The organism is Imperialibacter sp., assembly GCF_040222385.1.
Taxonomy (GTDB): Bacteria; Bacteroidota; Bacteroidia; order Cytophagales; family Cyclobacteriaceae; genus Imperialibacter.
The window spans coordinates 432,967-458,376 of sequence record NZ_JAVKDF010000022.1 but is presented as its reverse complement, the minus strand read 5'-3'; the positions used below and the strand labels follow the sequence as shown (position 1 = coordinate 458,376).

Below are 25,410 nucleotides of genomic sequence, written 5' to 3'. Positions count from 1 at the left end.
TCGACCAGGCTTTTTTGTGTCTATTTCTCTGTAATTATTCTGGGCACGTTTTCTTTTTCAAGGAGCTGATTGAAAGCAGGGAAATCGGTCTTTATTACTTCATCATAAGGCTGCCTCAGGTCTTCAAACTGTTTTTTCAAGTCCTCGTACCTCTCCAGCATACCGGCAGTCGGTTTGTTGTGGTCGTCAATCACCACACCGTAAAGCCTGGCTATGTGGTTAGTGAACTTCCGCTCAAAATTGATTTCGTCCTGGCTGGTTTCAATCTGGTTTTGGAAGATAGCATCTTCTGCTTCTGTCAGCTTCTTGTTCAGAGCAGTTGCCTTGTCTTTGATTTCTGACGAATAGCCAGCTTTTTCCGACCTTTCTGCAATGGCTTTTGCCTGCTCCCTGATAGCCCTCATGTTTCTGATCAGATCCTGGCTTTTGGTGATGTAGTCAGTCATTTCAGAAGCGAGATCAAACTGGGCCTGGTAGTCGGCTGCTGTAATATGAGGCCAGCGGGGGTCTGTCTTTAACTCAAAAGTCTCTGTTTGCGAATAGTCTCCGGCCGTTAGTTTCACTGTGTAGGTGCCGGGCACAGCTTTTGGGCCTGGGGTTCTGTTGGCGCTGAACACCATCGCCATAAAGTTGTCAGCCATTTTTGGGCCAGGATACATCAGGTTCCACGACAGGCTGTTCATACCTTCTTTTATTTCGAGCTCTTTTTCTCCCTTTGTCTTGTCGGGCTTGCTTGAGTAAACTACCGGAGTGACACCTTTGGCATCCATTATTTCTAAAGTGACTTTGTCGTGAAGCTTGCTCACAAAGAAGTTGATATCAGCAGATCGACCATTCCATCCACCCACATTGGTTCGGTAGGTGTCTCTCGGCTTATAAAGGAAGGCATCCTTTGCCATCAGGGCATCGTTGAGCTGATGTAGTGGCGTCAGGTCGTCCAGTATCCAGAAAGCCCGGCCCTGGGTGCTGATGACGAGGTCTTTCTCATGCACCTCCATATCGGTAATGGGCGTTACGGGCAAATTAAGCTGAAACGGCTGCCAGTTTTTACCCTCATCGAAGGACATGTACATACCGAATTCTGTGCCGACGTAGAGGAGCCCTTTTCTGTCAGGGTCTTCAGCAACGGCACGCACGAAGTGATTGGCAGGTATGCCGTTTTTGCCATTGGTCAGTGTCGACCAGGTGGCACCAAAATCGTTTGTCATGAAAATGTAAGGACTGAAATCCTTCCTGCGGTATTTGTACACAGCCACAAACGCCCGCCCGGCCTGATGAGACGACAACTCAATCTTATTGACGGTGCCCATAGAAGGCATGCCCGGCGGGGTGATGTTTTTCCACGACTTGCCGCCGTCTCTCGTGATGTGCACCAGCCCATCGTCTGAACCGGCCCACAGCTCGCCTTCATTGAAGGGCGACTCCTCCAGTGCAAAAATGCTTGAGTACACTTCCACACCAGTGCCGTCGTGCTGAATAGGGCCGCCAGGGATCCCTAACGTTTCAGCAAACTTGGTAGTAAGATCCGGACTTATCACTTCCCACGACTGCCCTTTGTTGGTTGATTTGTGCACATAGTTGGAGCCGTCGTAAATAACGTTTGTGTTGAATTTCGAAATCAATACAGGGAAATTCCATTGCCATCTGTACTTCAAGTTTCTCTGCTCTGTGCCTTCCGTATAGTGAGGGTAGGCTGTTACCTGACGCATTTCGCCAGTCTTTTTGTTGTAGAAAGTGATTTCTCCGCTGTAGCTTGTTGCGTAAATGATATCGGGGTTGGTTGGATCTACGGCTACATCGGCTGATTCGCCACCGCCAACACCGAACCACTCTTCGGTGTCGGTGAGAGAACCGGACGAATAGGAGGGAACGGAGATGGTGGTGTTGTCCTGCTGGCCAGCGTACAGGCGGTAGGGAAACTGATTATCGACAGTTACCCTGTAGAACTCTGATGTAGGTTGGTTTTGCTGGTGCGACCAGGTATTACCTCCGTTGATGGATACAGTAGCGCCGCCGTCGTTGCAATGGATCATGATGTCCGTGTTGTCGGGATTGATCCAAAGCCCATGATTATCGCCATGGGGCACTCTTATGCGGATGTCAAATGTTTTGCCTCCGTCAATTGATTTGTAGAAGCCCACGTTGTTGACGTACACTGTGTTGGCATCTTTCGGGTCGGCGGTGATATGGGTATAGTACCAGCCTCGTTGGCGAAGTTCGTGGTCCCGATTGATTTTCTTCCATGAATTACCAGCATCATCGGTTCGGTACACCCCGCCCTTGCTTTCGTCAGCGGTTTGAATCAGTGCCCAAACACGGTCGGGTTGAGCTGGTGAAATGGCCAGCCCAATGCGGCCAAGAAGACCAGTCGGTAGCCCGCCTTCGAGCTTCTCCCAGGTTTCACCCATGTCTTTGGATTTCCAGATGCCGCCTTCCATGCCTCCGTCCGTCATGCCCCATGGTTTACGGTCAGCCCGCCACATCGCAGCATACATGATGCGAGGGTTGGCAGGATTCATTTCAATGTCTATAGCGCCTGTACTGTCGCTGATGAAAAGTGTTTTTTTCCAGCTTTTGCCTCCATCAATAGTTTTGTATACTCCTCTGTCCGGGTTTGGGCCGAAAGCGTTGCCCAAAGCAGCTACCATGGCAATGTCCGGATTAGAGGGATGAACAACAATTTTACCGATCTGTCCCGCATTGGGCAGCCCAATAAAATCCCAGGTTTTTCCTTCGTCCATGGTTTTGTACACACCAATGCCAGGCGAAACATTGCCTCTGAGACAGGCAGAGCCCGTGCCGACGTAGACCACATTGGGATCGGAAGGAGCCACGGTAATGGCACCAATAGAGCCCACCTGAAACTGGCCATCGGTAATGTTTTCCCAGTTCCAGCCTGCGTCGTCCGTCTTCCAAACGCCGCCCCCTTGCGATCCCATGTAGAAGGTGAAAGGATTTTGAGGTATGCCAGCTACCGCAGTAGCCCTTCCGCCTCTGGAAGGGCCAACTGACCTGTATTTCATTTGTGAGAAATACTTTTGGTCAATGGTTTTGGGAGATTGGGTTGTCTGGGCTTTTCGTTGTGCGAGGGCGGTCACTGCAAAAGTCAACAGCAGCAAAGGGAGCGCAAGTCTTTTCATGGTTAAGTTGTTTGATCTTCAATTGTTAGGCTCAAAGTATAAAGAAATAGGCTTTGAGCGTTAACCAATTTCGTAGCGTTGGCCGATAATAAGGATAATAGGGGCAGATTAGAGACGGCCAAGGTGGGTATTTCGCCTCCGTTGTTGCGCCAGTCACCAACGTTTATATAAGATTCAGGGAAACTGTTTCGATATTGATTTACATTTATAGAAATAAGTTAGATGAGCTTTATGAGGGAAATTCTAAGATTCTCCACGTTTTTAGTGTTGTTGCTAACTACCCTGTCATGTTCTCCTCCACAGTCGGGGACGAAAGCAGTTGGTGAACAAATCACCTGGCCCGACTCAATTCCCTGGTGGAAGGCAAACAACCTTCGTACGATGCAGACCAATTTACCTGCCTATGAGGCTGATCTCAATGTAGACTCCCTGATTAATGATCTCAAAGGGTTCTCAGTCAATACATTGATCATCAATGCGGGTGGCATTATGGCATTTTACCCAACCCAACTGGCGGATCAGTATACAAATCCCTTTATGAAGGAAAATATGCTGGGGGATGTGATTGCGAAGTGCCATGACAATGGCATCAGGGTAATTGTGCGATTTGACTTCAGCCGGGCACATGAAAGCATTTTCGAAAGGCATCCGGATTGGTTTTACCTGTCGCCAAAAGGGGTGAGGATCAGGAACGACGACATGTATGTTATTTCTATCAATGCCCCGTATGAGCAGCAAGTCCTGTTCGACATAGTGGGTGAAGTGATAGATATGTATCCTATCGATGGCATTTTTATTAACATGCCGGGTTATCAAACACGAAATGCTTATGAAGGTGTTTATCACGGCATAGACCAAAATCCCTACGATAAAGAGCGGTTTATGGCGTACAGCGGCATGAAGCTGCCGTTGGTCGAGGACGACAAAGATCCGGCGTTTCAAAAATACCAGGAGTTCAAGAAGTATACTGTAGACGACCTGATGAAGCGACTACACAACGTGGTCAAGGCAAAAAATGAGCAGATCGCCATTTGCACGTATATGGGGAATTATGTTGACATCATCAGACATGAGTCGCACCCAAGTGGCTTGCCTTATTGGCCCTATTCGGCATCTGATAATGTGAACAATGTAGAAAACAGCTACCCCGACCATATCGTAAGCAACGCCAGTATCCAACAGATTTCCTTTCAGTCGAGGTACAATGCAGTCGAACCTGAGGAGTCCGCTATCAGGTTGTATCAAAACATTGCCAACGGTTCAGGGCTCGACATGAGCATTATGGGCGATTTTCAAGGGAATGAAGACGAAAGGAGTTATGAAGTTTTTAGAGAAGTATATGCTCACCACAAAGCCAACGAAAAGTACTATGGTCGTTATACCTCGTCGGCTGAAATCGCCGTGGTGTCGCCAGGCTACTGGCCGGGAGGCGAGCGTGGGCAGGAATACAGGGGCATTCAGCTAATGCTCAAAGAGGCTCATCTTCAGTTTGATCTGATAGAAGATGCCCAGCTGCCCAAGCTTGGAAATAAGATGAAAGGCTACAAGGTGATCATCCTTCCGGAAATTGTGAGCCTGGACGGCGGAGCACTGGCTGTGATTAAAGCGGCAGTTGCTGGCGGCACCCACCTGATTGCCACCAACAAGTCGCTGAGTGGACACCCGGAAGCGCTGCTCGAGCTTTTTGGCGCAAAGGCTGTGCAACCGGATCACGACGGAGCTGGGTATTACCTGGCGCCTGAAAACAAATCAATATTTAAAAGCTTTGATTTGCAGAGTCTTATTATGTTTAAGTTCAATCTTGGCTTTTATAATTTTGACCAGGCCGACGAGACTTATTTGCCCATTTACACACCCGGCAGGCCTGGCCCTCCGGAGAAAATAGGTGGCCATGAGCCCACAGGCTACAAGGCCGTTGCCGTAAAACACCATCCAGCAAGCAAAGCTGTTTTGATGCCCATCAACCTGGGCAGACTGTATTATATACATGGCTATGAGGAGCATAAACAAATACTGCTTGATATGATCAATTACCTGGAGCCTAACATCAGTGATTTGCTAACGACCAATGCTCACCCGAGAGTAGAGGCGGTGTTGCAAAAATATGTGGAGAATACACCTGAAAACTTTGGTAGCCAGGACGAAGACGGCATCATTTTGCATCTGGTGAATATTACAGGGTTTAGTGGAAACACGTTTTTTGAGCCTTTGGAGGTAAGGGATTTGGAATTCAGGATACGCTGCGACTTTCAACCGGGACGCATTTTTACCATGGCAGGTCGGCAACCGGTAGAATACAGCATGAACAGTGGCTACATTACTTTTAAATTGGATAAGGTTGGGCAATATGAGGCAGTTGTAGTAGAAAAGTAGGAAAAAAAATAAGGGCGATGGTAAGTATATTTTCTTTTCACTGACGCAAGATATTCTGAGGCTTTTGCGTAGCTTTCATCAACCAATGATTTTTAAAACTATGAAAACATTTTTTTCTGTTATTTTATTGTCCCTCACTGCCCACCTGGCGATTGGGCAGGATGATGGTACTAAAACCGAAAAATTCGGCAATGCTACTATCGACAAATACATTGCCTCTGTCACTGAGTTTGCCAAAAAACAAAAAGGGCTGTCTTCGACCCTTGCAAAGCTGGATGGAGATATCGACAATGCGTCAAAGGAGGAGGACGAGAGTGCTATCGATGGTCTGCTCACCAGGTTCAAAGACCTCGAAGGCTCCTACAAATCCCTGGATGCGGACTCAAAGCAACTTTCCAGTGAGGGAACTAGCGCTTCGAAGGCCAGCTCGCAGTGCGGCACCAAGGCTCCAAAATGCGCTGAGGGAGTGAAGAAGGCCACCGCATTGCTTGATGGTTCGGCCAAGGCTATTGTTACCGACAAAATCAAAATGACTGAGCTAAAAGCTAAGGCCGAGGCAGTCAAAAAGAAGTTTGGCGGTTCGGGGGAATGACATTCCTATCATTATGCAACTGTAAAACGCTATGATGCTTCAATCACGGCGTTTTTTGTTATTTTCAGGCATGTTGAGAAATTATACTCTGTTGTTCTGCTTTCAGCTAGCGATGTCTTACGCAGCTGCTCAATCCATCAACTATCCAGTGGAAATCCCCGGAATGGAGCGCCTGATTGTGAAGACCAAAGAAGTGCTTGCCGCCAATGGGATTACCGATTATGATATAGCCGTTAAGATTGGAGCTTATCCCACCCTAAAAATGGAAGGCTACCGGATAGATTGGAATGGGAATCAGACGATCATTTCAGCTAACGACTTCTCGGGTGCCCGGTACGGCCTCCTGGCTTTTACCGAGGGAATTGCCAACGGTGTGATACCTGGCCAAATAAATGGAAGGCAGGTCAACCCATCCATGGAAGTCCGGGCTATCAAGTTCAACCTGCCCTGGGATGCCTACAGAGAAAGCCTCAGCATGGACTACCACCTGAGCACGTGCCGGGATTTGAAGTTTTGGGAGGCCTTTCTGGATATGATGATGGCAAACCGCTTCAACCAGCTGGCCTTATACAACATGCATCCTTTTCAATACATGGTGAAGTTGCCCAACTATCCGGAAGCCAGTCCTTTTACCGATCAGGAAATGGCGGACTGGCAGGTGTTCTGGAAAGGGTTGTTCCGTATGGCCAAAGAAAGAGGGGTAGAAGTGTTCATCGTTAACTGGAACATTGTAGTGCCCGAATCTTTTGCCAAACATCATGGAATTAAGGCGCTAAATGACACTTCTCAAGTTGTACAGGACTACACCAAAGAGGCGGTAACAACCGTAATTAATACCTACGAGGATCTGGGAGGGCTTGGTGTAACGCTGGCCGACTGGATGACAAAAATGACAGCTGCGGAGCGGGAGGATTGGATTGCTGAAACTTTTGTGGCAGGCATGAAAGCGGCAGATAGGCCTGTGAAGTTTCTGCACCGGGCAGTGTTGTCGGGCTCAAGCAATGAAATGAGACGGATATTGGATGCTGCTGATTTTCAAGACCCTGTGCAGGTGGAAGTGAAGTTCAACTGGAGCCATGGGCATTCAACACCAAAGCTGTTGATCACCCATGCCAGCGAATCCGGCGCTGTGAATACCGGCTATTGGAATCCTGCCCCTGAGAACTACAAAATTGAGTGGATGGTGCGCAACGAAGACTTCTTTATTCTCCGGTGGGGCGAGCCGGACTTCATAAGGAGCCATATCAAAACCAATACGGCTGACTTCATGAATGGATATTACATTGGTTCAGAGGGTTATATTCCTGCTTTCGAATACTTCACCAAACCTGAAATTGGTCGTACGTGGAACTACGCCTTCGAGCGGCAGTGGTTGTTTTACAGTCTTTGGGGCAGGCTACTGTACGATGTCAACACGGCTGATACGGTATTTGAAGAACAGTTCAATCGAAAATACCATATGGATCAGGGGCGGCAGATGCTGCATGCGTATAAGCTGGTGAGTAAGATGCCTTTAAGGCTGGCATCGTTCTTTGGCTCTACCTGGGACTACACACTTTACTCAGAAGGCTTTATGTCGCCGGTGACGCCTCCGGGGTATGGTTTTGATGACAAAATCTCTTTCTTTATTTCTTTGGAAGAGTTGATGGATCATAAGGTGCTGGATCCAAGCTACCTTTCTATCAAGGATTATGTGGCTATTCAGGCTGAAAAAGAAAAAGTGGCCGAGAACAAAAAGACGCCATTGGACTTAGCAAACGAATTGACTGCGAATGCGACGGAGGCAGACATGCTGATAGAGACTTTGGCCGCAAAAGGCTCTATTTACACCAGCGAATACAATCAGGAAATAGATGATTTACGGGCCTGGTCGCTCTTGAGCCGTTATTTCGCCAGGAAGCTGCAGGCGGGTGTCTACCTTGGACTTTTTAGAAAAACCGGTGAAGCAACTCAAAAACGAGATGCCATCAAAGTGTTGGAAGAGGCTCTTGTTACCTGGAAGGAACTTTCGGAGATAACCTCCAAAAACTACCTCGAAGTGCCCTACATCGTTGGGGGTGTTTTTGGTTTTCAGGATGAAAGGAAAGACTACTTTTCATGGAAAAGTCTTATTCCAGAAGTAGAAAGAGATATTGAGGTGGCTAAATCTGCCAGTTTTCAAAAGTGACCTTTCGAGAAAACTATCCTCAGAATAAGTAATCTTTTTTTGTAGTGAGAGGCCACTTCATGCGTTAAAGTTTCGAAAACGCCCGTCGTGCCTTTCGGGAAGCCAAAATATAAGATTGGTATTCCATTTCTTTAACCAATGCTAAATCCCCTATATTTACATTTTAGTCAAAAATGAAAGTCAGGGGGTACATATTCACACGCAAATTCCTCGCTTACTTCCTCGCCCTCTATTTGCTGAACTATAGCATCGATGGCAGGGATGCCCAGCCAGACCATGTAGCCGAAGATCTGACTCACAACGATATTGAAAGTATCCTGGAATTTGCTTTGGAATCGGTGCTTGGCATTGAAAACGCCATGCAGGAGCACGATGAGCAAGATGGCAGTAATGGCCATTTTTCCACCCATCATGTTGTCTACTGCCAGCAACCAACTCCAGTGCCAACAGTGCTCAGCAGCGATTTTGTAATTGTGGTTCACACTTTCAGAAATCCTTCTCTTCACATACCTCAAAACTTTCTGGAGATTAGCTCCCCTCCGCCTAAGGCTAGAGCCTGACGCCAAAGTTTCCTGACTTCAGCTTTTAGCTCTTGCATTTTTGCATCATATTGAACTTGAGGAATTTTGGTGACCTGCTCCTGTAGCCAAAATGCCATATTGAGACTAACCGGTAGCCTGGTAGGTTATTTGTGTTTCCTTGTATGGTCCATCGGTATTTTTCCTTTGTGTGGCGAATTTCGGAGTAGTTGAATGCAGACAAAAATGTTTTTCTAAGGCAAATTCTGTCAAAAAGTTTCTTCAAATGAAAAATTACCCTTTTCGGGAAAAACTAAATTATAAGTTCGATAATTTGATGTCGGCCGGTCCGGTGGCCCTCATACTTTATCTCACTATTTTCTCTACAGTTATACTTTCTGTTTTTACCTGCATTCTCTTTTTTGCTAACATTCATCCCGATGAAGCCCTGCCCGACGGCTATATCAATACACTATGGTTCGGCTTGATGCATACGCTTGACCCTGGCACATTGGCAGAGCATGAGGGGGACTGGATTTACAAGTTTTGGATGTTTGTGGTCACTGGTTACGGTATCATAGCGCTCAGTACGTTGATTGGTCTTATTTCCAATGGTATCATGGACAAGATTGATCGGCTGCGCAAAGGAAGATCCCGCATTGTCGACGACGGCCACGTGTTGATTCTCGGTTGGTCATCGAAGATTTATACCATCGTGTCTGAACTAATAATAGCCAATGAAAACCAGAAAGATCCTCTTATTGTGATTTTGGCTGACAAGGACAAGATTGAGATGGAGGACAAGATTCGTGATAAAATACCCGACCATAAGAACACCAAGATTGTTTGTCGAACCGGGGATCCGATTGACCTGCATGACCTGGATATAGGGAATCCCGCAGGATCAAAGTCGATCATCATTCTTGATAAGGAAAATGAAAACTCAGACAGCCAGATTATCAAGACCATTCTGGCGATTACTTCTAGCGATACCCGAAGGGAGACGCCTTATCACATTACCGCCGAGATAAAGCACAGCGAGAACTATGAAGTGGCCAAGATGGTAGGGAAGGAGGAAGTAGAGCTGATCCTTTCCGACGAATTTGTGTCGAAGGTGATGGTGCAAACCAGTTTGCAGTCGGGGCTCTCTGTTGTTTACACGGAACTGATGGATTTCGGTGGTGATGAAATCTATTTCATGGAGGAGCCAAAGCTGGTAGGTAAAACCTTCAGAGAGGCCGTCTTCAGCTACGAGGATTCTGCCATCATTGGTATGCAGTCGGCTGATGAAGTTGAGATACTGATCAACCCACCGATGAACAAACTCATTCAAAAGGGAGATAAGCTCATCGGCATCACGGAAGATGACGATACGATGGTTGTATCGGGTAAGTCGTTTGTGATTGACGAGCAGCGCATCGTTCGGAGAGAAAAGAAGCCAAGCGTTGTCGAGTCGATTCTCGTTATTGGCTGGAACCACAGAGCCAGCCTGGTGATAAGAGAGCTGGATAAGTACGTGGACGAAGGATCGACTGTGCATATTATTTCAAAATTTAAGCTAAGCGAAGAGCGCCTGGATAAGCTTCAGGCTGCTCTGGTAAACATCCGGTTGGAGTTTCAGCACAGCGACACGACTAACAGAACTGAGCTTGAAAAACTCAACTGCCAGCAATACAATTACATCATCATGCTGTGCTATCAGGACGACTTTCCACTTCAGGAAGCAGACGCACAAACGCTGATTACCCTGCTGCACCTCAGGAATATACTGGAAAGTGCACCAACAAAAGTGAATCTGGTTTCGGAAATGATGGATATCCGCAATCGCCAGTTGGCAGATGTGACCAGCGCCGATGACTTTATTGTGAGTGATAAGCTACTCAGTTTGCTCATGACCCAGGTGGCTGAAAACAAGTATTTGATGCGTGTCTTCGAGGAACTGCTTGATGCCGACGGGGCTGAAATCTATATCAAGCCAATTACGGACTATATCTCCCTGGAGGCAAATAGCATGGTGACGACCAATTTCTACACAGTGTTGGAGTCGGCTGCACGCCAAAATGAAATTGCCATCGGCTACCGCCGGATGTCAGACGCTAAAAATGTGGAGATGGGCTATGGAGTGGTGGTGAACCCTAAAAAGTCAGACCTGATAGAGTTTAGCTGGAAGGACAGAGTAATTGTGATTTCGGAGAGCTAGTTTAATGTTTGGGGGAAAAAGAGAAAGGCAGCTAGAAGTTTTCTTCAAACACCAGCTCCTCATCTTTTCCCCAAAGCTTTACATAATTGATGCTCCCGGTTCCCTGAAACCGGAACTTCAGGCCAACTACGTCGACCGGCCCGAAATGGAGGTTCAGGCTGTCGTATGCCAATTCATCGTTGATAAAGAGCCGTCCAGTCATATCGTTCACCTCATACCTCACCTTTACCCAATCTGAGAAGTCTACACCCAGTGGTGTGGGGTCTTCCACTTTTCCATCCACGTCGTACAGCGCCAGGCCGGAAATGCAGCCCTTGATGGCCAACGGAACAATCAGTGCTCCCCCTGCCAGCAGGAGATGAATCTCGGTATGCTGACAAATGCCGGCACCTTCTCTGAAATCATTCCGAATTTCTGTCTCCAGCGCCAAATTGTCGGACTGCACTCTCTCAAATGCCTTCACATAGAAATAGGACGTCCAGGGTGTTTCTGGTTGCAGGTGAATGTTGTTACTGGTCAGCTTTTCAATTGGAAGCGACAAGGCCCCATTGCCTTTGATCACATCTTCCACTTTGAAATATACCGGCACTTTTTCCTGCTCCACCAAAGGCAACCAACCCATTGAGGTGATATAAACAGGGTGTTGTTTCACAATACTGTCGTTGACTACAAGCTTCGCCTGGAAGTAGCCAGGGTAGTAGTAAATAGAGGTGTGCACCTTTTTATCGTGGGGTACCTGTTGGCGTAGCGTTTTGTTCCAGCTTTGTTGGATATAGATGGTGTCAGTGGCGCTGGCTGGCGATGCATCGTAATCGAAAATCACAGAATTGGGCACGCCTTCTGACACCGCCTGTTTGCTGCTGAAGCTGAACAGGCTGGCGTCGGGCATATGTTTCGTCTCTTCCTGGTCTCTATTTGAAATATAAAACAGCAGCCATGCACCCAGAGGAAGTATGACTAGAAGTGAAAGAATGATGCCGACAGGACGGCCTTTTTTTGCCTTTGCAGGAGCAGGCTGCTTTTGATTTGGTTCTTTAGGTAGATTGCTGGCGTATTGATAGGCCTTCCAGTTCTCATGACCAAGGTATTGGGCAAGTGCATTGAGTGTGGTGGCTGTTGGCTTGCTTTGGTAGTCGATAGTGCCCCACAAGCGCTTCAAAGTAGCCACGCTAAGGTTGGTGCCAGTGGCAGCGTGGATTTTCTCACTGAGCGCCTTGAAGTCGTTGGTAGTCCACGCTTCGCCCGGCCCCCAGTTGAGTTGCCTCTCTATTTCAACAAGACATTCTTTTATATTGATATCGTCTGACTCCATGCCCAAAATTTAGCTGAATAGGGTTAGAAAAAATAGTTGAACCGACTTGAGCAGGTTTGAACAGACAAGTCAGAGGCTATCTCACCAGTCTGTCGTTCTTTTCGATTGATTTGTTGAAACCAAAAACCAAAAGTATGCAAAGAATATTACTTGTTCTGCTTGTGTTAGTAGCGTTTTCGGGCCTGCTCATTGCCAACGGCTCCCTCAGCCATCCACAAATCAAGTGGCGGTTTGAAACAGGTGCTCCCGTGAGAGGCACGGTATCAATTAATGATGGCAAACTTTATTTCGGAAACTCGGCCGGTATTTTCTACTGTGTGGAAAAAGCATCGGCCAGGGAAATCTGGCAGTTCAAGGCAACGGGTGCCATTGTTTCGCAGCCACTTTTAGCAGTCGGAAAGGCAATTTTCCAGGCAAGGGACAACAAGGTGTATGCCGTTGATGCCCTTTCAGGCAAACTGCTGTGGTCGTTTCAAATGGAAAAGCCTGTTCCGCACACCTGGGGCTGGGACTATTACGATGCATCGCCTGTCGCCCATAGCAACAATGTGTTGATAGGCTCAGGTGACAACAATCTCTATGCGCTCAACCTGCAAAGTGGGAAGCTGGCATGGAAATTCTCAACCGCCGATAAGATCAGGGCTACACCACTGGTGAGTGGGAATAAAGTATATGTACCCGACTTCAACGGATTTCTTTATGTAGTGAATGCTGCCAGCGGCAAAGAGGAAGGGAAATACGAGACCGAGGGGGTAAGTTATTACACCGAAGTGTACGGATGGGACAGAACATCACTGATCTCCAGGCCAGCCATGAAGGACAACCAGGTGGTGTTTGGTGCAAGAGATGGTGGCTTGTATAGTATTGATGCCGTCTCACTTGAGAAGAGATGGAGGTTTACTTACGGATCCTCCTGGGTAGGGAGCTCGCCAACTATTGATGGAAATACGGTATATGTTGGGTGGTCCGATGCGCTCGCTGTTTCCGCAGTGGATATGACAAGTGGGAAGGAACTGTGGAAATACGATGGAGGATCCTATTTCTACTCCACACCAGTGGTGGACGAAAAACACGTGTATATCGGCTCGTTTACCGGGTTGGTTTATGCATTTGAAAAAACGACCGGAAGGGTGGTGTGGAAGTACCAGACACAAGGAGCCGTCATGTCTTCGCCTATCCTGGATGATGGCACGCTCTACGTTGGCAGCGACGATGGTTCATTATATGCCTTTGAGGAAGGAGAGGAAAGGGTGCTTGCTGTCTACTACCCGGAACTGAAGGCCCAAAAGGAGATGGTAAGCTCAGAAAAGATTTTGCCATACCTGGAACCGTTGGGCTATGCCCGGCTGGATACAGCGACGCTGACCATGTTTATGAAAGATCGAATTGCAGACAAAAAGCAGAGCAGTATCGTATTTGCCCATCAATATATACCCAGGACAGTGGTGGGGAAAGAAGCAGAAGGAAGCCTGTTGAGTCAGTACATGGAAGCAGGCGGCAGGGTGGTCTGGCTGGGTTATTTCCCTAATTATTGGGTGACAAACAAGGACTTTAATATCGTGGCGTCCAACACACAGTATTCCACCGATCTCCTAAACATCAACTTTGATGTGAACATGGATTTTGGCGTGTACTACGCAAAAGCAACTGAAGAAGGTCTGAAATGGGGTGTTCCAAAGTCCTTCGAATCCCTGGGGTCTTCGATCTCTGGTGGTCAGGGTATTATACCCCTGGCAGTGAATGAAACTGGGCGGGTAGCTGCCTTTTGGAAACCACTGGGTAGTATGAATGGCGGGTATATATCATTTTGTTCGTGGCACTATATGCCTATCCGGCAAAGTGATTTGGAAACGATAAGAAAGTTGGCTGAACACGGACTTTAGGCCAAAGAGATTTGGAGGGAAATGCCAGATTAGCAAACTTAGGCTTTGTAAAAGTTCAATCTAAAGCCTCGTTTCGTGACGGAAGAGATAACAATGTTTACTCAGGTATCGAATTCCCTCCTACAGTTGCACCCTTTTTCAACCGTCGAGCTCGGCCTGATCAAAGAAAGGTTGAAGCTTCATAGGTTGAAAAAGGGTGAGCTGCTATTGAGGGAAGGACAGGTTTGTAACGGACTCTATTACCTCGACCATGGAAGCCTGACGCAAAAGCGAAACGGAGATGGGGAAGCGGTAGTAACAGGTTTGTTCACGCCTGGCGACTGGCTTATGGACAACAGGAGTTTTGTGTCCAGGAGACCGTCAAACACAAGTATTACAGCCTTCGAAGAAAGTCAGGTCTTTGAACTGGACATCGATGCTATTCATGAACTTATCGGTATTTCGCAACTCTTTTTTCGATTGGGAACACTGTTTGAAAACAGGTTCGATGGCGTTGAGGAAGCAGGCAGTCTTAGCTCCATTGACGAGAAGTACCTGCTATTGATGCATTCGAGGCCAAAAGTTCTTCAAACATTTCCCCTGAAATTGATCGCCTCTTATCTCCAGATCACCCCCGAAACACTGAGCAGGGTTCGCTCCCGAATCAAGTGATACACTTCTTGATTACGATCAAGTGGTTCCATTTGTAAAGCCTCTATTATTGTTCATCATTCAAAAGAACAAGAGATGGACAGCAGACTGGAGAAATCAAGCGGAGTAGCCATTGTTATTGGCTCAGTATTCATGGTGCTTACAATGGCACTGCACCCGGCTGGTGGCGATACAGCCCACATCAGGCAAATGTCTGACATAATTATCGTCAGCCACTCTCTGGCAATTCTGTCCATCATTGTGCTCGCCTACGGCCTTGTGGGGCTCGCAATCAAGCTTAAGTCCGACATTGTCTTGTCCTACGGAGGTGCAGTGCTGTTCGCCTTTAGTGCTATAGCTGTGATGATGGCAGCGGCATTGAACGGTCTTGCGGTGCCATTTTTCCTGGATAGAATGGGGGAGATCACCAGCGAAAACAATGATATGATCAGAGCTGTGCTGCTCTACAATTATTCACTCAATAAAGCTTTTGATCTCATTTTTATCCTGGCCATGTCTGGTGCTGCCGTGCTTTGGTCGTGGGCCATTGTGAGAACGGGGTTGATGAAAAAGTGGCTAGGATTTCTCGGATTGGTTGTGGGTATTCTTGCCATTGCTATGACGCTGTTCGGGTTTGTTTTTACCGACCTGGAAGGTCTTCGCATTTTTATCGGGGCTTTTGTGATTTGGCTTCTTGCCGTTGGTGTGGCGTTGGTCAGGAGATCTACTACCTCGCAGGCCAGATGAGCACACTGTAAATACCGCCTCTCTGAAACTGTGAAGGAGTGGTGCCCAGCCTGGTAGCAATTCCCGCCGATGTTTTGATTAACAGGTTAGTCAGCGAACTGAAGCTGAGCGGATAGGGCACCCAGGCATTTCCCCTGTCGGTGTCATATTCGACTATTATCAGTCTACCACCTGGCATCAGGCTGTCGAGTACCTTCTTAAGAAATCCTTGCTGATCCTTCACGTAATGAAGAGAATTTGCCATCAAAATGCCGTGGACGTTCAAATCTTTCAGGTCAATTTTAGTGAAATCCGCCAACCTGGTTTCGATACGAGTGGTGCCTTTGTGGTCGCTTTGAGTGAGGGAGTATGAACTGCTTTTATCGATGGCGGTAACTACGCTGCCTGAAGGCAGTGTTGATGCCAGTGCTCTTGTAAATAAGCCACTACCAGCACCCAAATCAAGCCAGGATTGGGCGTCCCCAGCATTGGATACGCCATTCTCTATCAATTTGATTGCGGTGCTTAGTTCCATTTCTGTGTGGAGAGTAAACATCGAAAGCTTGAGAAATAGTTTATCTTGTTCATAAAAACGTCATGGTATTGAAAGGCATCAATTCAATTCTCATCCTTTTCTCACTCTATATGAGCTAACCTTTATGGTTTTGCCCCTTGTTACGATTTATTTAAAGCACCCATTGGCTAAATAATAGATCGGAGTTTACTGTAATACAGATTTCAGCGTTTAATTTTGCGCAGGAAAAAGCAATTTGAAGGCAGCATGTTGTCAGAGCTAGAACAAGAAAAACTAATCAGGCGCTTGCACAAGAAAGTGTGGGCAGTGCAGGAAGATTTCGGCATTATCGAATCAGGAGATAAGGTGATGGTCTGTCTTTCCGGTGGCAAAGACAGTTATACCATGCTTGACATGTTGCTGCACGTTCAAAAGTCGAGGCAGTACGACTTCGATGTTATAGCGGTTAACCTCGATCAAAAGCAGCCTGGCTTTCCTGAGGAAGTGCTACCCAACTATCTAAGTGACCTTGGTGTTGAGTTTCGTATTGTAGAAAGAGATACCTATTCGGTAGTGGTTGATAAGGTGCGGGAAGGAAAAACCATGTGCAGCCTTTGTTCCAGGCTCAGGAGAGGTATTCTTTATTCCACAGCTGAAGAGCTAGGTGCCACCAAAATTGCGCTTGGACATCACAGGGAGGATGTACTGGAAACTTTTTTCCTCAATATGTTTTTCAGCGGCAAGCTGGAAGCCATGCCTGCTAAGTACCGAACAGACGACGGTAAACACGTGGTGATACGCCCGCTGGCCTATTGCAAAGAGGAAGATATCATTCAGTATGCTGAACTAAAGCAGTTTCCGATCATTCCCTGCAACCTGTGCGGCTCTCAGCCCAATATGCAGCGCAAGGTGATCAAGCAAATGATGAAGCAATGGGAGCAGCAATTCCCCGACCGCACGGAGATCATGCTTACGGCCCTAAAGAATGTTTCACCGTCCCATCTGTTCGATAAAGATATTTTCGACTTTGAAGAGCTGGTTTCGAAGGTCGGAAGGGTAGATGAGTTTGTGCCGTAAGGAATCTCTTTATATACGTTTGTCCCTGACTATTCAATTTTTATGGGGAAGCCTCCTACAGCAAAGCAACTCCAGACCAGGTAACGACACTTAACGACTTTACTCCCGATTTACCTCGGCCAAAAAGTCGGCTTTTCAAGGCTTCCATGGTACCGACAGTCACCACATTCGGCAGGAATCATGACGAAGGGCTCGATGGCAGTGATAAGATAGCCCCACTGGGTGTAGAGACCAAACTCTACTGCCGTTGGCGGATAACGTAGCTCCGCAATACAAGGGTCAATAGGGTAGTGGATGTCCTGACCCAGAAGCGCCACTTTGTCCACAAACAGCATTTTCTCTGATACTGCTCCCGCATCAAAAAAGCCCAGCACAGCTGCTTCTGGCTCGTCTACCTGCCGGATATTGCCTTTGATTTCATAAGGCTGGGGATCGAACAGTGTGCCGAGTGATTCGGAGGTCTTTTGAAGTTCATACCAGTACCGATAGGATGGCTCGCTAAGGGCGTATTGCTTCACCAGAATGCTGTACAATCCACTTAATTTGTAACCCTCTGTGCTCACGTAGGTCACTTCAAGTTTTTTTACACGATCCTCAGCGTAGCTGCTTGTGTTGGCCACCAGAATGTTTCCACCAGGGTGTGTGGCATAGCAAAGCCCCAGCCTGGGATTTCTAACTGCGTAGGCACCCTGCGATGGGCTATAAACCCACTCGCCCGGGTAAGTAAGTTTCACCTCGTAAGTTTCTATGTAGTCGTACCTGTAGAACCTCGTTTGGCCTGTGCTATCATGCGCATCCACAAAAATACTGATGCCATCTTTCACTTGGCCCGTTACATCGGTCAGGCGTTGCTCTCTCTCGTAGTACACGCTATCGATAGGCGGGCTTTGTTTTAGCAGCACCGTGTCGGATTGGTACTGCTCACCCGTAGCGGTCACGACGCTGAGTTGGTATTTGCCTCCGACATGCCCGGCAAAGACGCTTGGGTCGCTCTGATAAACCCCGGGAGCTGTTTCCCTGAAAAGATAGACTTCCCCTTCTTCATCGGCAACGGAGACCGCCGCCCCGGCTTCTGGCAAAGCGCCGGGACTACTGAGTGGCGCTGTTCTGCTAAGAGTGATTGTATAAGACTCAAGGCTGTTGCTGATAAAGCCATCTACCACCAGCACACTTTTGAAACCGGAGTCTTCCGGCGTAAACGGCTCCACACACGAGGCGAGGAAAATAGTGAGCAGAATATATGTACGTCTGGGTAGCAAATGAAAAAAATTACCGGGCTATTGTAGTAAACATCACAGCCAATGTACACCCTAATCCCGGATCTACCATGGCAATGCATGGTACCTCTGTATTCCTTCCTTCGTCAGGAGGCACCGAGGGGAGTGTAAAGAGTCCCATAAGGACGACACGTGGGTAACATCACAGGTAGCACTCTAGAATAGAGCGGGTGCCGTAGGTACGGTACATAGATATCAGGCCACGAAGACTCTGAGGCGCAAAGGAAGGGGTAGCCCCAGAGCCCCGACCTCAATACCTCTGTATCCCTTCCTTCGTCAGGAGGCACCGAGGGGAGTGTAAAGAGTCCCATAGGGACAACACGTGGGTAACATCACGGGTAGCACTCTAGCATAGAGCGAGTGCCGTAGGTACGATACATCGATATCAGGCCACGAAGACTCTGAGGCGCAAAGGAAGGGGTAGCCTCAGAGCCCCGACCTCAATACCTCTGCATCCCTTCCTTCGTCATGAGACGCTGAGGGGAGCGGAAAGTGTGGACAAGCTGACTTTTTCTGCTTTCGACGCTAGCCGCCTCAGCCTAAACAGCCAGGTCGGCTTCACCTGCCCTGGTAGTTATTTCGCTTTTTCTAGCCAGAATAGCCAGCCCGAACGTTAGTACGCCCAGACGCCCCACGAACATCGTAAAAATAATTACTACTTTACCCCATGAGGTAAGGCCGCCTGTGATGCCCGTGCTCAAACCCACGGTCCCAATAGCCGATGTGGTTTCAAACAAGATTTGGTGCAGCGGAAAATCTTCTGTCAAGGCCAATAACAACGTTGAAAAAAACAACACCATAGCGTATAGCATAAAAACAGAAGTGGCCACATACAACCTTTCCAGTGGAATCACTCTCCCGAAAAAAGTAACCTGTTTGTGGTTTCTGATCCTGTTCCACATAATGGCCACCAGGGCGGTGAGCGTTGTCGACTTCATGCCCCCACCTGTTCCTGAAGGCGAAGCGCCCACATACATCAGAAAAGTGGTTACCAGCAAAACGCCCAAACAAAAATTTCCAATAGGAACAGTATTGAAGCCTACTGTTGTAAGCGCCGTCATGGACTGGAAAAAGGACACCATTAGTTGATCCTCTTCCAAATGGCTAATCGATGGTTCAAAATAGTAAATCATAACAGTACCCAGTACGAGAAGCAAAATGGTGACGCCAAATATCGTTTTGGTCGTGAATGTTATTGCTTTTGTTTTTCCTGAAAGCCTGTTCCAAAAATCGGTGACCACAATGAAGCCCAGCGAGCCACAGATAGCCAAAACGGAAATGAGTATATTAAGGAACGTGTTACCGGCAAATTGCTCAAAACTGTCGTTGTACAGGCCGAAGCCAGCGGTGCAAAATGCCGAAACACTGTGATAGATGCTGCTCCATACGGCGAAATTGGGTTCCACACCAGCCTTGATAAATGCTATGTAAAAACACAATGCCCCAATGGTTTCAATAACAACCGTGAAAATGATAATGGACTTTAAAAAATCCCTGATATCAAAGCCTTTTGGCATGGCAAACTCAGCATTCAACACTCGCTGGTGCCAGTGCGACAGTGGGTTCTTTTTGGAAAGAAGCACAAAAGACGTAAACGTCATGTAACCAATACCACCAATTTGGAAGAGGGTCATTACAATGAACTGCCCCAACCAATTGTAGGTGTCAACCACACTCACTGTTGCCAGGCCCGTGGTGGAAATGGCGGAAGTGGCAATGAATAAGCTATCCAAAGCCGATACCGCTTGTTTGTGGACGAACGGCACACACAACAGAAGCCAGCCCATAAAAGTATAGCTCAAAAAACCATACAGCAGGTTTTGCTGCGGCGAAAGGGTGAGTTGAAACTTCCTGTATTTTTTAATTAACCTATGCATCCCTGTTTATCAGTAGAAATACTTTGCGCAGGCGTAGAGTGCTGATACCAGACTTGCGGAGATGATGGCAGGCCAGAGCAGGTGCCGGATGTCGCTGTACCAATCCTGGATAGATTGGTAAGACTTGCGTTCGTCTTCGTCGTAGAAAAAGCCCATTGCCGTTATAACAGATTGATGTTACAAAGGTCGGGTGGGTGGGGTATGTGAAAAATCAAGGTTTAGCAGCCTTGCATAAAGATTTAATAAAGACTACTGGAAGCGATAACCCACACCGCTTTCGGTAATGATGTGCTGCGGATTGTTTGGATTCTCCTCGATCTTTTTGCGAAGTGTACCAACAAACACCCTCAGGTATTGGGTTTCTGTTGGGTAGGTGTATCCCCAAATTTCTTTCAGGAGATATTGGTGTGTCAGCACTTTCCCTTCATTCTTTGCAAACAACGACAACAAGTTGTATTCGGTAGAGGTCAGCTTCACGATGTCTCCATTTCTTTTCACCAGCCGGGAGACCAGGTCAACCTCAATGTCGCCGCAAATGATAACGGCATTGTTTTCCGTGTTTTGGCTCCTCTTTATGGCAGAGCGGATCCTGGCCAGCAGCTCACCGGTCCGGAACGGCTTGCTCAGGTAGTCGGTGGCTCCCGTGTCGAGGGCGGAAACAATATCGGTTTCGTTGTTCTGCACCGAAAGGATAATAATGGGTTTATTGTACCATTCTCTAAGCTCCTTCAGCACCTGGTGCCCGCTTTTATCGGGCAAGCCAATATCCAGCAAAATCAGGTCTGGCGGATGGGCGGCCGATAACATCAATCCTTCCTGGCCCGTACCTGCCTGAACAACCTTATAGCCATTGCCTTCCAAATTGATTTGCAGCAATTTTCTGATGGGCGCTTCATCGTCAATGATCAGTATTTCGGCTTTATTCATCTTCCAAACCGGTATTTTGTGAAACCTCACATGGAATCTTGATGGTGAATTTCGCTCCGCCTTCCGGCCGATTCGCCAGAAGCACAGTTCCATTCATGGCTTCTGTAAAACCTTTCACAATAGGTAGCCCCAGGCCGGTGCCGCCCGGTACTGCATTTCGCAGTCGGTAAAATTTATCAAATACAAAATCAATTTCGTTTCCAGGGAAGCCATTTCCGTTGTCTGAAACATGAATGATGCAGTGCGTTTCGCTGTAAGTCACACCAAGGTTGATCGTTGAATCGTTGGGTGTGTGGTGCCATGCATTGTGAATGAGATTGTGAAGTATTTGCTCAATCAGTCCGCTGTCTACTTTAAACAAGGGCAAGTCATTGTCGGGGGTGAATTCAATTTTATGCTGCCCCGTATCATCGGTGTTGTCTTTGATGGCGGAAAACACCAGCTCATTCATATCGCACCAGTCTGCATTGGGCTGGATAAAACCGGCTTCAAGTCTGCTCATGCTCAGAAGGTTTTCAACCTGCCTGTTTAGCCGGATGCCCGCCGTTTCAATTGCTGCATACAGTGCTTGTTTGTTGGCTTCAGAAAGGACGATTTGACCGTCTTTTATTGTGTCGACGGCTCCGATAATGGTGGAAATGGGTGTTCTCAATTCGTGGGACAATGAGTTGAGTATCGTGTTATAGAGTTTGATGGCCTTTGCCTTTTCCTCTTCATCTCTTTCCTTCTGCTCAAACTCCCTGAATTTGTAAGTGAGCACAGCATTAATGGAGGCGATGACAAAATACATCAGAAACATCAGTCCATCTTCGGCCGTTCCGATGTGGAAGGTGAGGGTAGGTGGGATAAAGAAAAAATTCCAGATCAAGGCACTCAACAAGGCCGAAAGCATCACCGGAAGGATGTCGAACAAAATAGCATTGAGTGAAACAGCCAGCAAAAGTATCAGTGCCACGGTGCTGTAGCCGATAAAATCAGTCAACAAAAAACACGCAGCGGCGGTCAATACAATAAGCAAAACGCTTATCAGGTATTGATTTCCTCTACTGTAATTTCTCGTTCTTAGTATGACCAGTTTTTTTTGTTACAAAGGTAGCTACTGGCGCATAAAGATTTTGTAAAGATGTAGGGCCGATGAGCGCTGATAAGGTTGGTGCCGTTTACAAAGCCCACTTCAAACCCTGCTAATATCCATCATTAATCGCAGCGGATCAGCAGATGGAAACCATTGAAACTACGTCATTAACGATACTTCACAAACCATCTTTTTTAATGCTTCACACCCGACAATTGGCCACTTGCAGCCACTCAGCTCACCCTACGGTATTCCTCGTATTTTCACCTTTTTTCACGTAGAGACCTGGATGAAGGGAAACACGACTGGCTTTGCTGAGTCTGAGCTTGGGTAGACAGCCAGGACTCATTGATTTTGCTCAGCTCCCAAATTTGTTTTGGCAGGTTGAAAACCAGCGCTTATATGCCGTACCTACGGCACTCGCTGAAGATGTGGTTGTTATCGGTTGAGCTGACCGCTATCTCGTCCCTACGGGACTAGGCTGCCAGGCGTTGGTACGGCGGGGAAGGCCATTGAGCAGCGGCCGTCAGTCGCCGGGGTGATGGCAGAAAGGCAGCTATTTAAAGAAGAGCAACCTCTCAGAGCCGAATGTAATTAAAGGGGTTACTCTCACCACTCTGCAAGTGTAACCCCTTTAATTTTCAAAATGATAAGGGCTTTATCCATAGCGACGATACCCATTTAGGGCCAGCAGAAGCCAGGCACTCTACTTGTCATACACCACCAGCGGAAAATCGTTGCCATAGGAGTAGCCAGAAGGGAATTGTGGCTTGCCCTTGTGGGTTTGAGAGAGCTCAGGCACCCGTGACTCTACCCAGGCGCTGAGCTCTTTGATAGTAATCTGCTGGTCAGCATTGGCGCCGTCGGCAGCTCCTGCGAGTCCCTCCAGCAACGCATAAGTAAACACGCCATGCCCCAGCGATTCGAACTCTGTTGCAAACTGCTCAGAGCCTGCCGCCATTAACCAGAAGGTACCAGTGCTCCTGGCCAGCCTCGCAATAGCTCTTTCTTCTGCCGCACCTCTGGCTGCTACGGCACCCAGGGCGGCGGCAGACTGGCATGCGTCGAGGATATATACCTGCTTTTGGGCGTTAATGGTCTGAGCAATGTCTTTGAGTTCGTTAGCCGATAAGGCTTGTTCAAACAGCTCCTCGTCCTTGCCATACAGGTGGGTAATGTTGTGCGGCACCAGGAAAAAGTCGGACGGACGTGTGCCGCCTTCCGACATCACACCGTGGCCGGCATAGTAGAACACAAAAAGATCCTGTTCGTGTGCCGATTGGCCCACTGTTTCCAGCGCTTTCATCACGCTTTCCCTGGTAAAGTCACCATTGCGAATAGTGATGGTTTCCACCTCGCTGAATACACCCGAGGCGCCTTGCTCCATCGTTTGTGCGAATGCATCGGCATCGGCAGTGGCGTAATTAAGGTTGTATTTCGGGTTGAGGTAACTATCAATCCCGACAGTAAGCAAGTATAGTTTCGGTGGGTCGTCACTTTTGCCCTGATAGCGCACGACGAGTTTTTTCTTTTCCGACTCCAGGCCATCGGCCGTTGCTGCCACTGCATAGAAGTAGTTTTCCTCACCAAATGTAGTAGTCAGGTTCACATCAAATTGCGCTGTCCCGTTGACCGGCTCAGTGCTACCCACCAGCTTGTTGTTGTGAAACAGCTTGAGCTGACTGGCGTTTTCAACGTTTTCTGTTACTTCAAGGGTAATGGACGACGCCCGGGTGGCCGACTTCACCTTCGGTATTTCCTGGCTTTCCGAAATGGTGGTGCTATTAAAAGACTTGATTCTGAGTGAAGGCACGCTAGCTACCTGTGCTTCCAGGTCCACTTCAGGGATGGCCGCTTCACCGGTCATCAGCTCAGCCAGCAAGCCGGGACTGAACTGTTGATTGAAAGTGCTCTCCAGCTTTGTCCGGGTAAGTGATTTCCTGGCCGCCCAGTACAGCTTCTCGGATGCATCAGCAGTGCCGTCGAACCGGCCATCTCTGGTCACTACTGCCAGGCTGCCTCCGGCATCCACAAAGATGTAACCAATAATGGCATTCTGAGAGGCGCTGTAGATCTGATTAATATTGTCACCGTAGGCATTAATTAATACCTTATCGTCGCTAAGGGCGTAATGTGGATGCGCAAGATATGTTTTGAGGCTGAGCTTGCGGTTCCTATCGTTCAGGCTGACCTTGGTAGTAAATACTTTACCGTTGCCATGGATGTCGAACGCACTGAATCCACGGAAGCCGACTGTGCCCAACACTTTGTCTTTAACCCTAAGAAAAGTCAGGTAGAAACCAATGTCGTCCCGCTGTTCGTTGGACTTACCATCCACTACGCCAAGAATAAATAGCTCGGTACCGGCGTCGGGGTTGCCGGGAGGGGCATGCCTCAGTACCGGAACAGAGATGGCTGTTTGTACCGGCCTGTTTTTCCAGCCGATGACCTGGCCTTTTTGCAGGTGGTCGTAGTCTCCCAGGTAGATGCCTTCGTATTTCTGCAGCAGTGTACCCGTTTCATACAAGTATTCGAGGGAGTAGCGCTTCTTGAAGGCACTAATGGCAGGGGTAATCAGTATTTTCTTTTCAAAAGGACTGAACGAAGCGATTGAGACTCTTTTGTCGAGTGCAATGGTGGTGGTCAGGCTTTTGCTCGTGGCGTCCCATATGAAGACCTCTTTGTCACACACGATGGCAAAGTGATTAGTCACCATCCCCATGTCCGTTGTTTTGATAAAATCTTTGGTCGAGTGTGTAAGGGTGACATCCCCGGTTTCGAGGTCTACCAGTCGAAAACGGCTTTCTTCAACAACCAGGATGCTTTGCTGGTCTTGTGTGAAAACGATCTCTTTAACATCTCCAATCTCTATCTTGAAAGTTTTAACGAAGGTGGTATGTAGCAGATCGAGTACGCTGAGCTCTCCGTTGCTCAGCAGAAAGGCCGCCAGCTTTTTATCCGGCGACACGGTCATGCCCAATTGCCGGGCCTGAAGAGCGTCTTCATCATATTCCAGCCGGGTGGCGTCTACTACCTGACCTTGAAGGCTCCATGCAGAAAGCAGTAACAGAAAAAATATGGAACAGGTGAGCTGTTTCATAAAAGGAAGGTAATAAATTTTT

The 25,410-nt window shown here is 47.8% G+C and carries 18 protein-coding genes; 8 read left to right on the top strand and 10 right to left on the bottom strand.

The features are described from left to right. Positions 1–20: 20 nt before the first annotated feature. Positions 21–3,140, bottom strand: a complete 3,120-nt coding sequence (locus RIG68_RS09540; RefSeq protein WP_350121606.1) for a WD40/YVTN/BNR-like repeat-containing protein — start codon at positions 3,138–3,140, stop codon at positions 21–23. A 231-nt stretch (positions 3,141–3,371) separates the two neighbouring features. On the opposite strand from RIG68_RS09540, the gene RIG68_RS09535 reads away from it, so the two are divergent. From RIG68_RS09535 to RIG68_RS09525, 3 genes are all read left to right on the top strand, one after another. Beyond that, entirely contained in the window at positions 3,372–5,513 is a 2,142-nt protein-coding gene (locus RIG68_RS09535) for an alpha-amylase family protein (protein WP_350121604.1), read from the top strand. Between the two features lie 100 nt (positions 5,514–5,613). After that, entirely contained in the window at positions 5,614–6,105 is a 492-nt protein-coding gene (locus RIG68_RS09530; RefSeq protein ID WP_350121602.1) for a hypothetical protein, read from the top strand. Positions 6,106–6,217: 112 nt separating this feature from the next. After that, complete coding sequence (locus tag RIG68_RS09525) at positions 6,218–8,272, top strand: hypothetical protein (protein WP_350121601.1); 2,055 nt, start codon at positions 6,218–6,220, stop codon at positions 8,270–8,272. Between the two features lie 167 nt (positions 8,273–8,439). On the opposite strand, the gene RIG68_RS09520 is transcribed toward RIG68_RS09525, so the two are convergent. Next, the gene (locus RIG68_RS09520; RefSeq protein WP_350121599.1) at positions 8,440–8,778 is read right to left on the bottom strand and encodes a hypothetical protein; all 339 of its coding nucleotides are present in this window, start codon (positions 8,776–8,778) and stop codon (positions 8,440–8,442) included. A gap of 298 nt (positions 8,779–9,076) precedes the next feature. Here RIG68_RS09520 and RIG68_RS09515 point away from each other — a divergent pair, with 298 nt between their 5' ends. Further along, entirely contained in the window at positions 9,077–10,990 is a 1,914-nt protein-coding gene (locus RIG68_RS09515) for a CASTOR/POLLUX-related putative ion channel (protein WP_350121597.1), read from the top strand. Positions 10,991–11,021: 31 nt separating this feature from the next. On the opposite strand, the gene RIG68_RS09510 is transcribed toward RIG68_RS09515, so the two are convergent. Beyond that, positions 11,022–12,302 carry a hypothetical protein gene (locus RIG68_RS09510; RefSeq protein ID WP_350121595.1) on the bottom strand — a complete coding sequence of 427 codons (1,281 nt, stop codon included), beginning with the start codon at positions 12,300–12,302 and terminating at the stop codon, positions 11,022–11,024. A gap of 134 nt (positions 12,303–12,436) precedes the next feature. On the opposite strand from RIG68_RS09510, the gene RIG68_RS09505 reads away from it, so the two are divergent. The 3 genes from RIG68_RS09505 to RIG68_RS09495 all read left to right on the top strand — a co-directional run bounded on the left by RIG68_RS09505 (position 12,437) and on the right by RIG68_RS09495 (position 15,562). Next, a complete protein-coding gene (locus RIG68_RS09505) occupies positions 12,437–14,185 on the top strand; it encodes an outer membrane protein assembly factor BamB family protein (RefSeq protein WP_350121593.1) in 1,749 nt (582 codons plus the stop codon). Between the two features lie 75 nt (positions 14,186–14,260). Then, on the top strand, positions 14,261–14,836 hold the full coding sequence (locus RIG68_RS09500; RefSeq protein ID WP_350121591.1) for a Crp/Fnr family transcriptional regulator: 576 nt from the start codon (positions 14,261–14,263) through the stop codon (positions 14,834–14,836). Positions 14,837–14,911: 75 nt separating this feature from the next. Next, positions 14,912–15,562, top strand: a complete 651-nt coding sequence (locus RIG68_RS09495; RefSeq protein WP_350121589.1) for a hypothetical protein — start codon at positions 14,912–14,914, stop codon at positions 15,560–15,562. On the opposite strand, the gene RIG68_RS09490 is transcribed toward RIG68_RS09495, so the two are convergent. Beyond that, positions 15,543–16,076: a class I SAM-dependent methyltransferase gene (locus tag RIG68_RS09490; protein ID WP_350121587.1), complete on the bottom strand. Its 534-nt coding sequence runs from the start codon at positions 16,074–16,076 to the stop codon at positions 15,543–15,545. The two genes, RIG68_RS09495 and RIG68_RS09490, sit on opposite strands and share 20 nt — an antisense overlap. 246 nt (positions 16,077–16,322) lie before the next feature. On the opposite strand from RIG68_RS09490, the gene ttcA reads away from it, so the two are divergent. Continuing rightward, positions 16,323–17,132 carry a tRNA 2-thiocytidine(32) synthetase TtcA gene (ttcA, locus tag RIG68_RS09485; RefSeq protein ID WP_350121586.1) on the top strand — a complete coding sequence of 270 codons (810 nt, stop codon included), beginning with the start codon at positions 16,323–16,325 and terminating at the stop codon, positions 17,130–17,132. A gap of 110 nt (positions 17,133–17,242) precedes the next feature. On the opposite strand, the gene RIG68_RS09480 is transcribed toward ttcA, so the two are convergent. The 6 genes from RIG68_RS09480 to RIG68_RS09455 all read right to left on the bottom strand — a co-directional run bounded on the left by RIG68_RS09480 (position 17,243) and on the right by RIG68_RS09455 (position 25,388). Further along, complete coding sequence (locus RIG68_RS09480; protein WP_350121584.1) at positions 17,243–18,391, bottom strand: DUF4249 domain-containing protein; 1,149 nt, start codon at positions 18,389–18,391, stop codon at positions 17,243–17,245. Between the two features lie 557 nt (positions 18,392–18,948). Further along, the gene (locus RIG68_RS09475) at positions 18,949–20,286 is read right to left on the bottom strand and encodes a TrkH family potassium uptake protein (protein ID WP_350121582.1); all 1,338 of its coding nucleotides are present in this window, start codon (positions 20,284–20,286) and stop codon (positions 18,949–18,951) included. Between the two features lie 9 nt (positions 20,287–20,295). Further along, positions 20,296–20,442: a hypothetical protein gene (locus RIG68_RS09470; RefSeq protein ID WP_350121580.1), complete on the bottom strand. Its 147-nt coding sequence runs from the start codon at positions 20,440–20,442 to the stop codon at positions 20,296–20,298. A 93-nt stretch (positions 20,443–20,535) separates the two neighbouring features. Continuing rightward, on the bottom strand, positions 20,536–21,213 hold the full coding sequence (locus tag RIG68_RS09465; protein ID WP_350121578.1) for a response regulator: 678 nt from the start codon (positions 21,211–21,213) through the stop codon (positions 20,536–20,538). Next, positions 21,206–22,240 carry a sensor histidine kinase gene (locus RIG68_RS09460; RefSeq protein ID WP_350121832.1) on the bottom strand — a complete coding sequence of 345 codons (1,035 nt, stop codon included), beginning with the start codon at positions 22,238–22,240 and terminating at the stop codon, positions 21,206–21,208. The genes RIG68_RS09465 and RIG68_RS09460 overlap by 8 nt, the downstream gene beginning before the upstream one ends. Positions 22,241–22,994: 754 nt before the next feature. Next, a complete protein-coding gene (locus tag RIG68_RS09455; protein WP_350121576.1) occupies positions 22,995–25,388 on the bottom strand; it encodes a caspase family protein in 2,394 nt (797 codons plus the stop codon). Between the last annotated feature and the right edge of the window lie 22 nt (positions 25,389–25,410).

Coding starts and splice junctions, on each gene's coding strand:
- RIG68_RS09510 (WP_350121595.1), bottom strand. CDS start 12,302: ATGGAGTCAGACGATATCAATATAAAAGAATGTCTTGTTGAAATAGAG.
- RIG68_RS09455 (WP_350121576.1), bottom strand. CDS start 25,388: ATGAAACAGCTCACCTGTTCCATATTTTTTCTGTTACTGCTTTCTGCA.
- RIG68_RS09540 (WP_350121606.1), bottom strand. CDS start 3,140: ATGAAAAGACTTGCGCTCCCTTTGCTGCTGTTGACTTTTGCAGTGACC.
- RIG68_RS09525 (WP_350121601.1), top strand. CDS start 6,218: ATGTCTTACGCAGCTGCTCAATCCATCAACTATCCAGTGGAAATCCCC.
- RIG68_RS09490 (WP_350121587.1), bottom strand. CDS start 16,076: ATGGAACTAAGCACCGCAATCAAATTGATAGAGAATGGCGTATCCAAT.
- RIG68_RS09465 (WP_350121578.1), bottom strand. CDS start 21,213: ATGAATAAAGCCGAAATACTGATCATTGACGATGAAGCGCCCATCAGA.
- RIG68_RS09515 (WP_350121597.1), top strand. CDS start 9,077: ATGAAAAATTACCCTTTTCGGGAAAAACTAAATTATAAGTTCGATAAT.
- RIG68_RS09495 (WP_350121589.1), top strand. CDS start 14,912: ATGGACAGCAGACTGGAGAAATCAAGCGGAGTAGCCATTGTTATTGGC.
- ttcA (WP_350121586.1), top strand. CDS start 16,323: ATGTTGTCAGAGCTAGAACAAGAAAAACTAATCAGGCGCTTGCACAAG.
- RIG68_RS09535 (WP_350121604.1), top strand. CDS start 3,372: ATGAGGGAAATTCTAAGATTCTCCACGTTTTTAGTGTTGTTGCTAACT.
- RIG68_RS09530 (WP_350121602.1), top strand. CDS start 5,614: ATGAAAACATTTTTTTCTGTTATTTTATTGTCCCTCACTGCCCACCTG.
- RIG68_RS09475 (WP_350121582.1), bottom strand. CDS start 20,286: ATGCATAGGTTAATTAAAAAATACAGGAAGTTTCAACTCACCCTTTCG.
- RIG68_RS09470 (WP_350121580.1), bottom strand. CDS start 20,442: ATGGGCTTTTTCTACGACGAAGACGAACGCAAGTCTTACCAATCTATC.
- RIG68_RS09505 (WP_350121593.1), top strand. CDS start 12,437: ATGCAAAGAATATTACTTGTTCTGCTTGTGTTAGTAGCGTTTTCGGGC.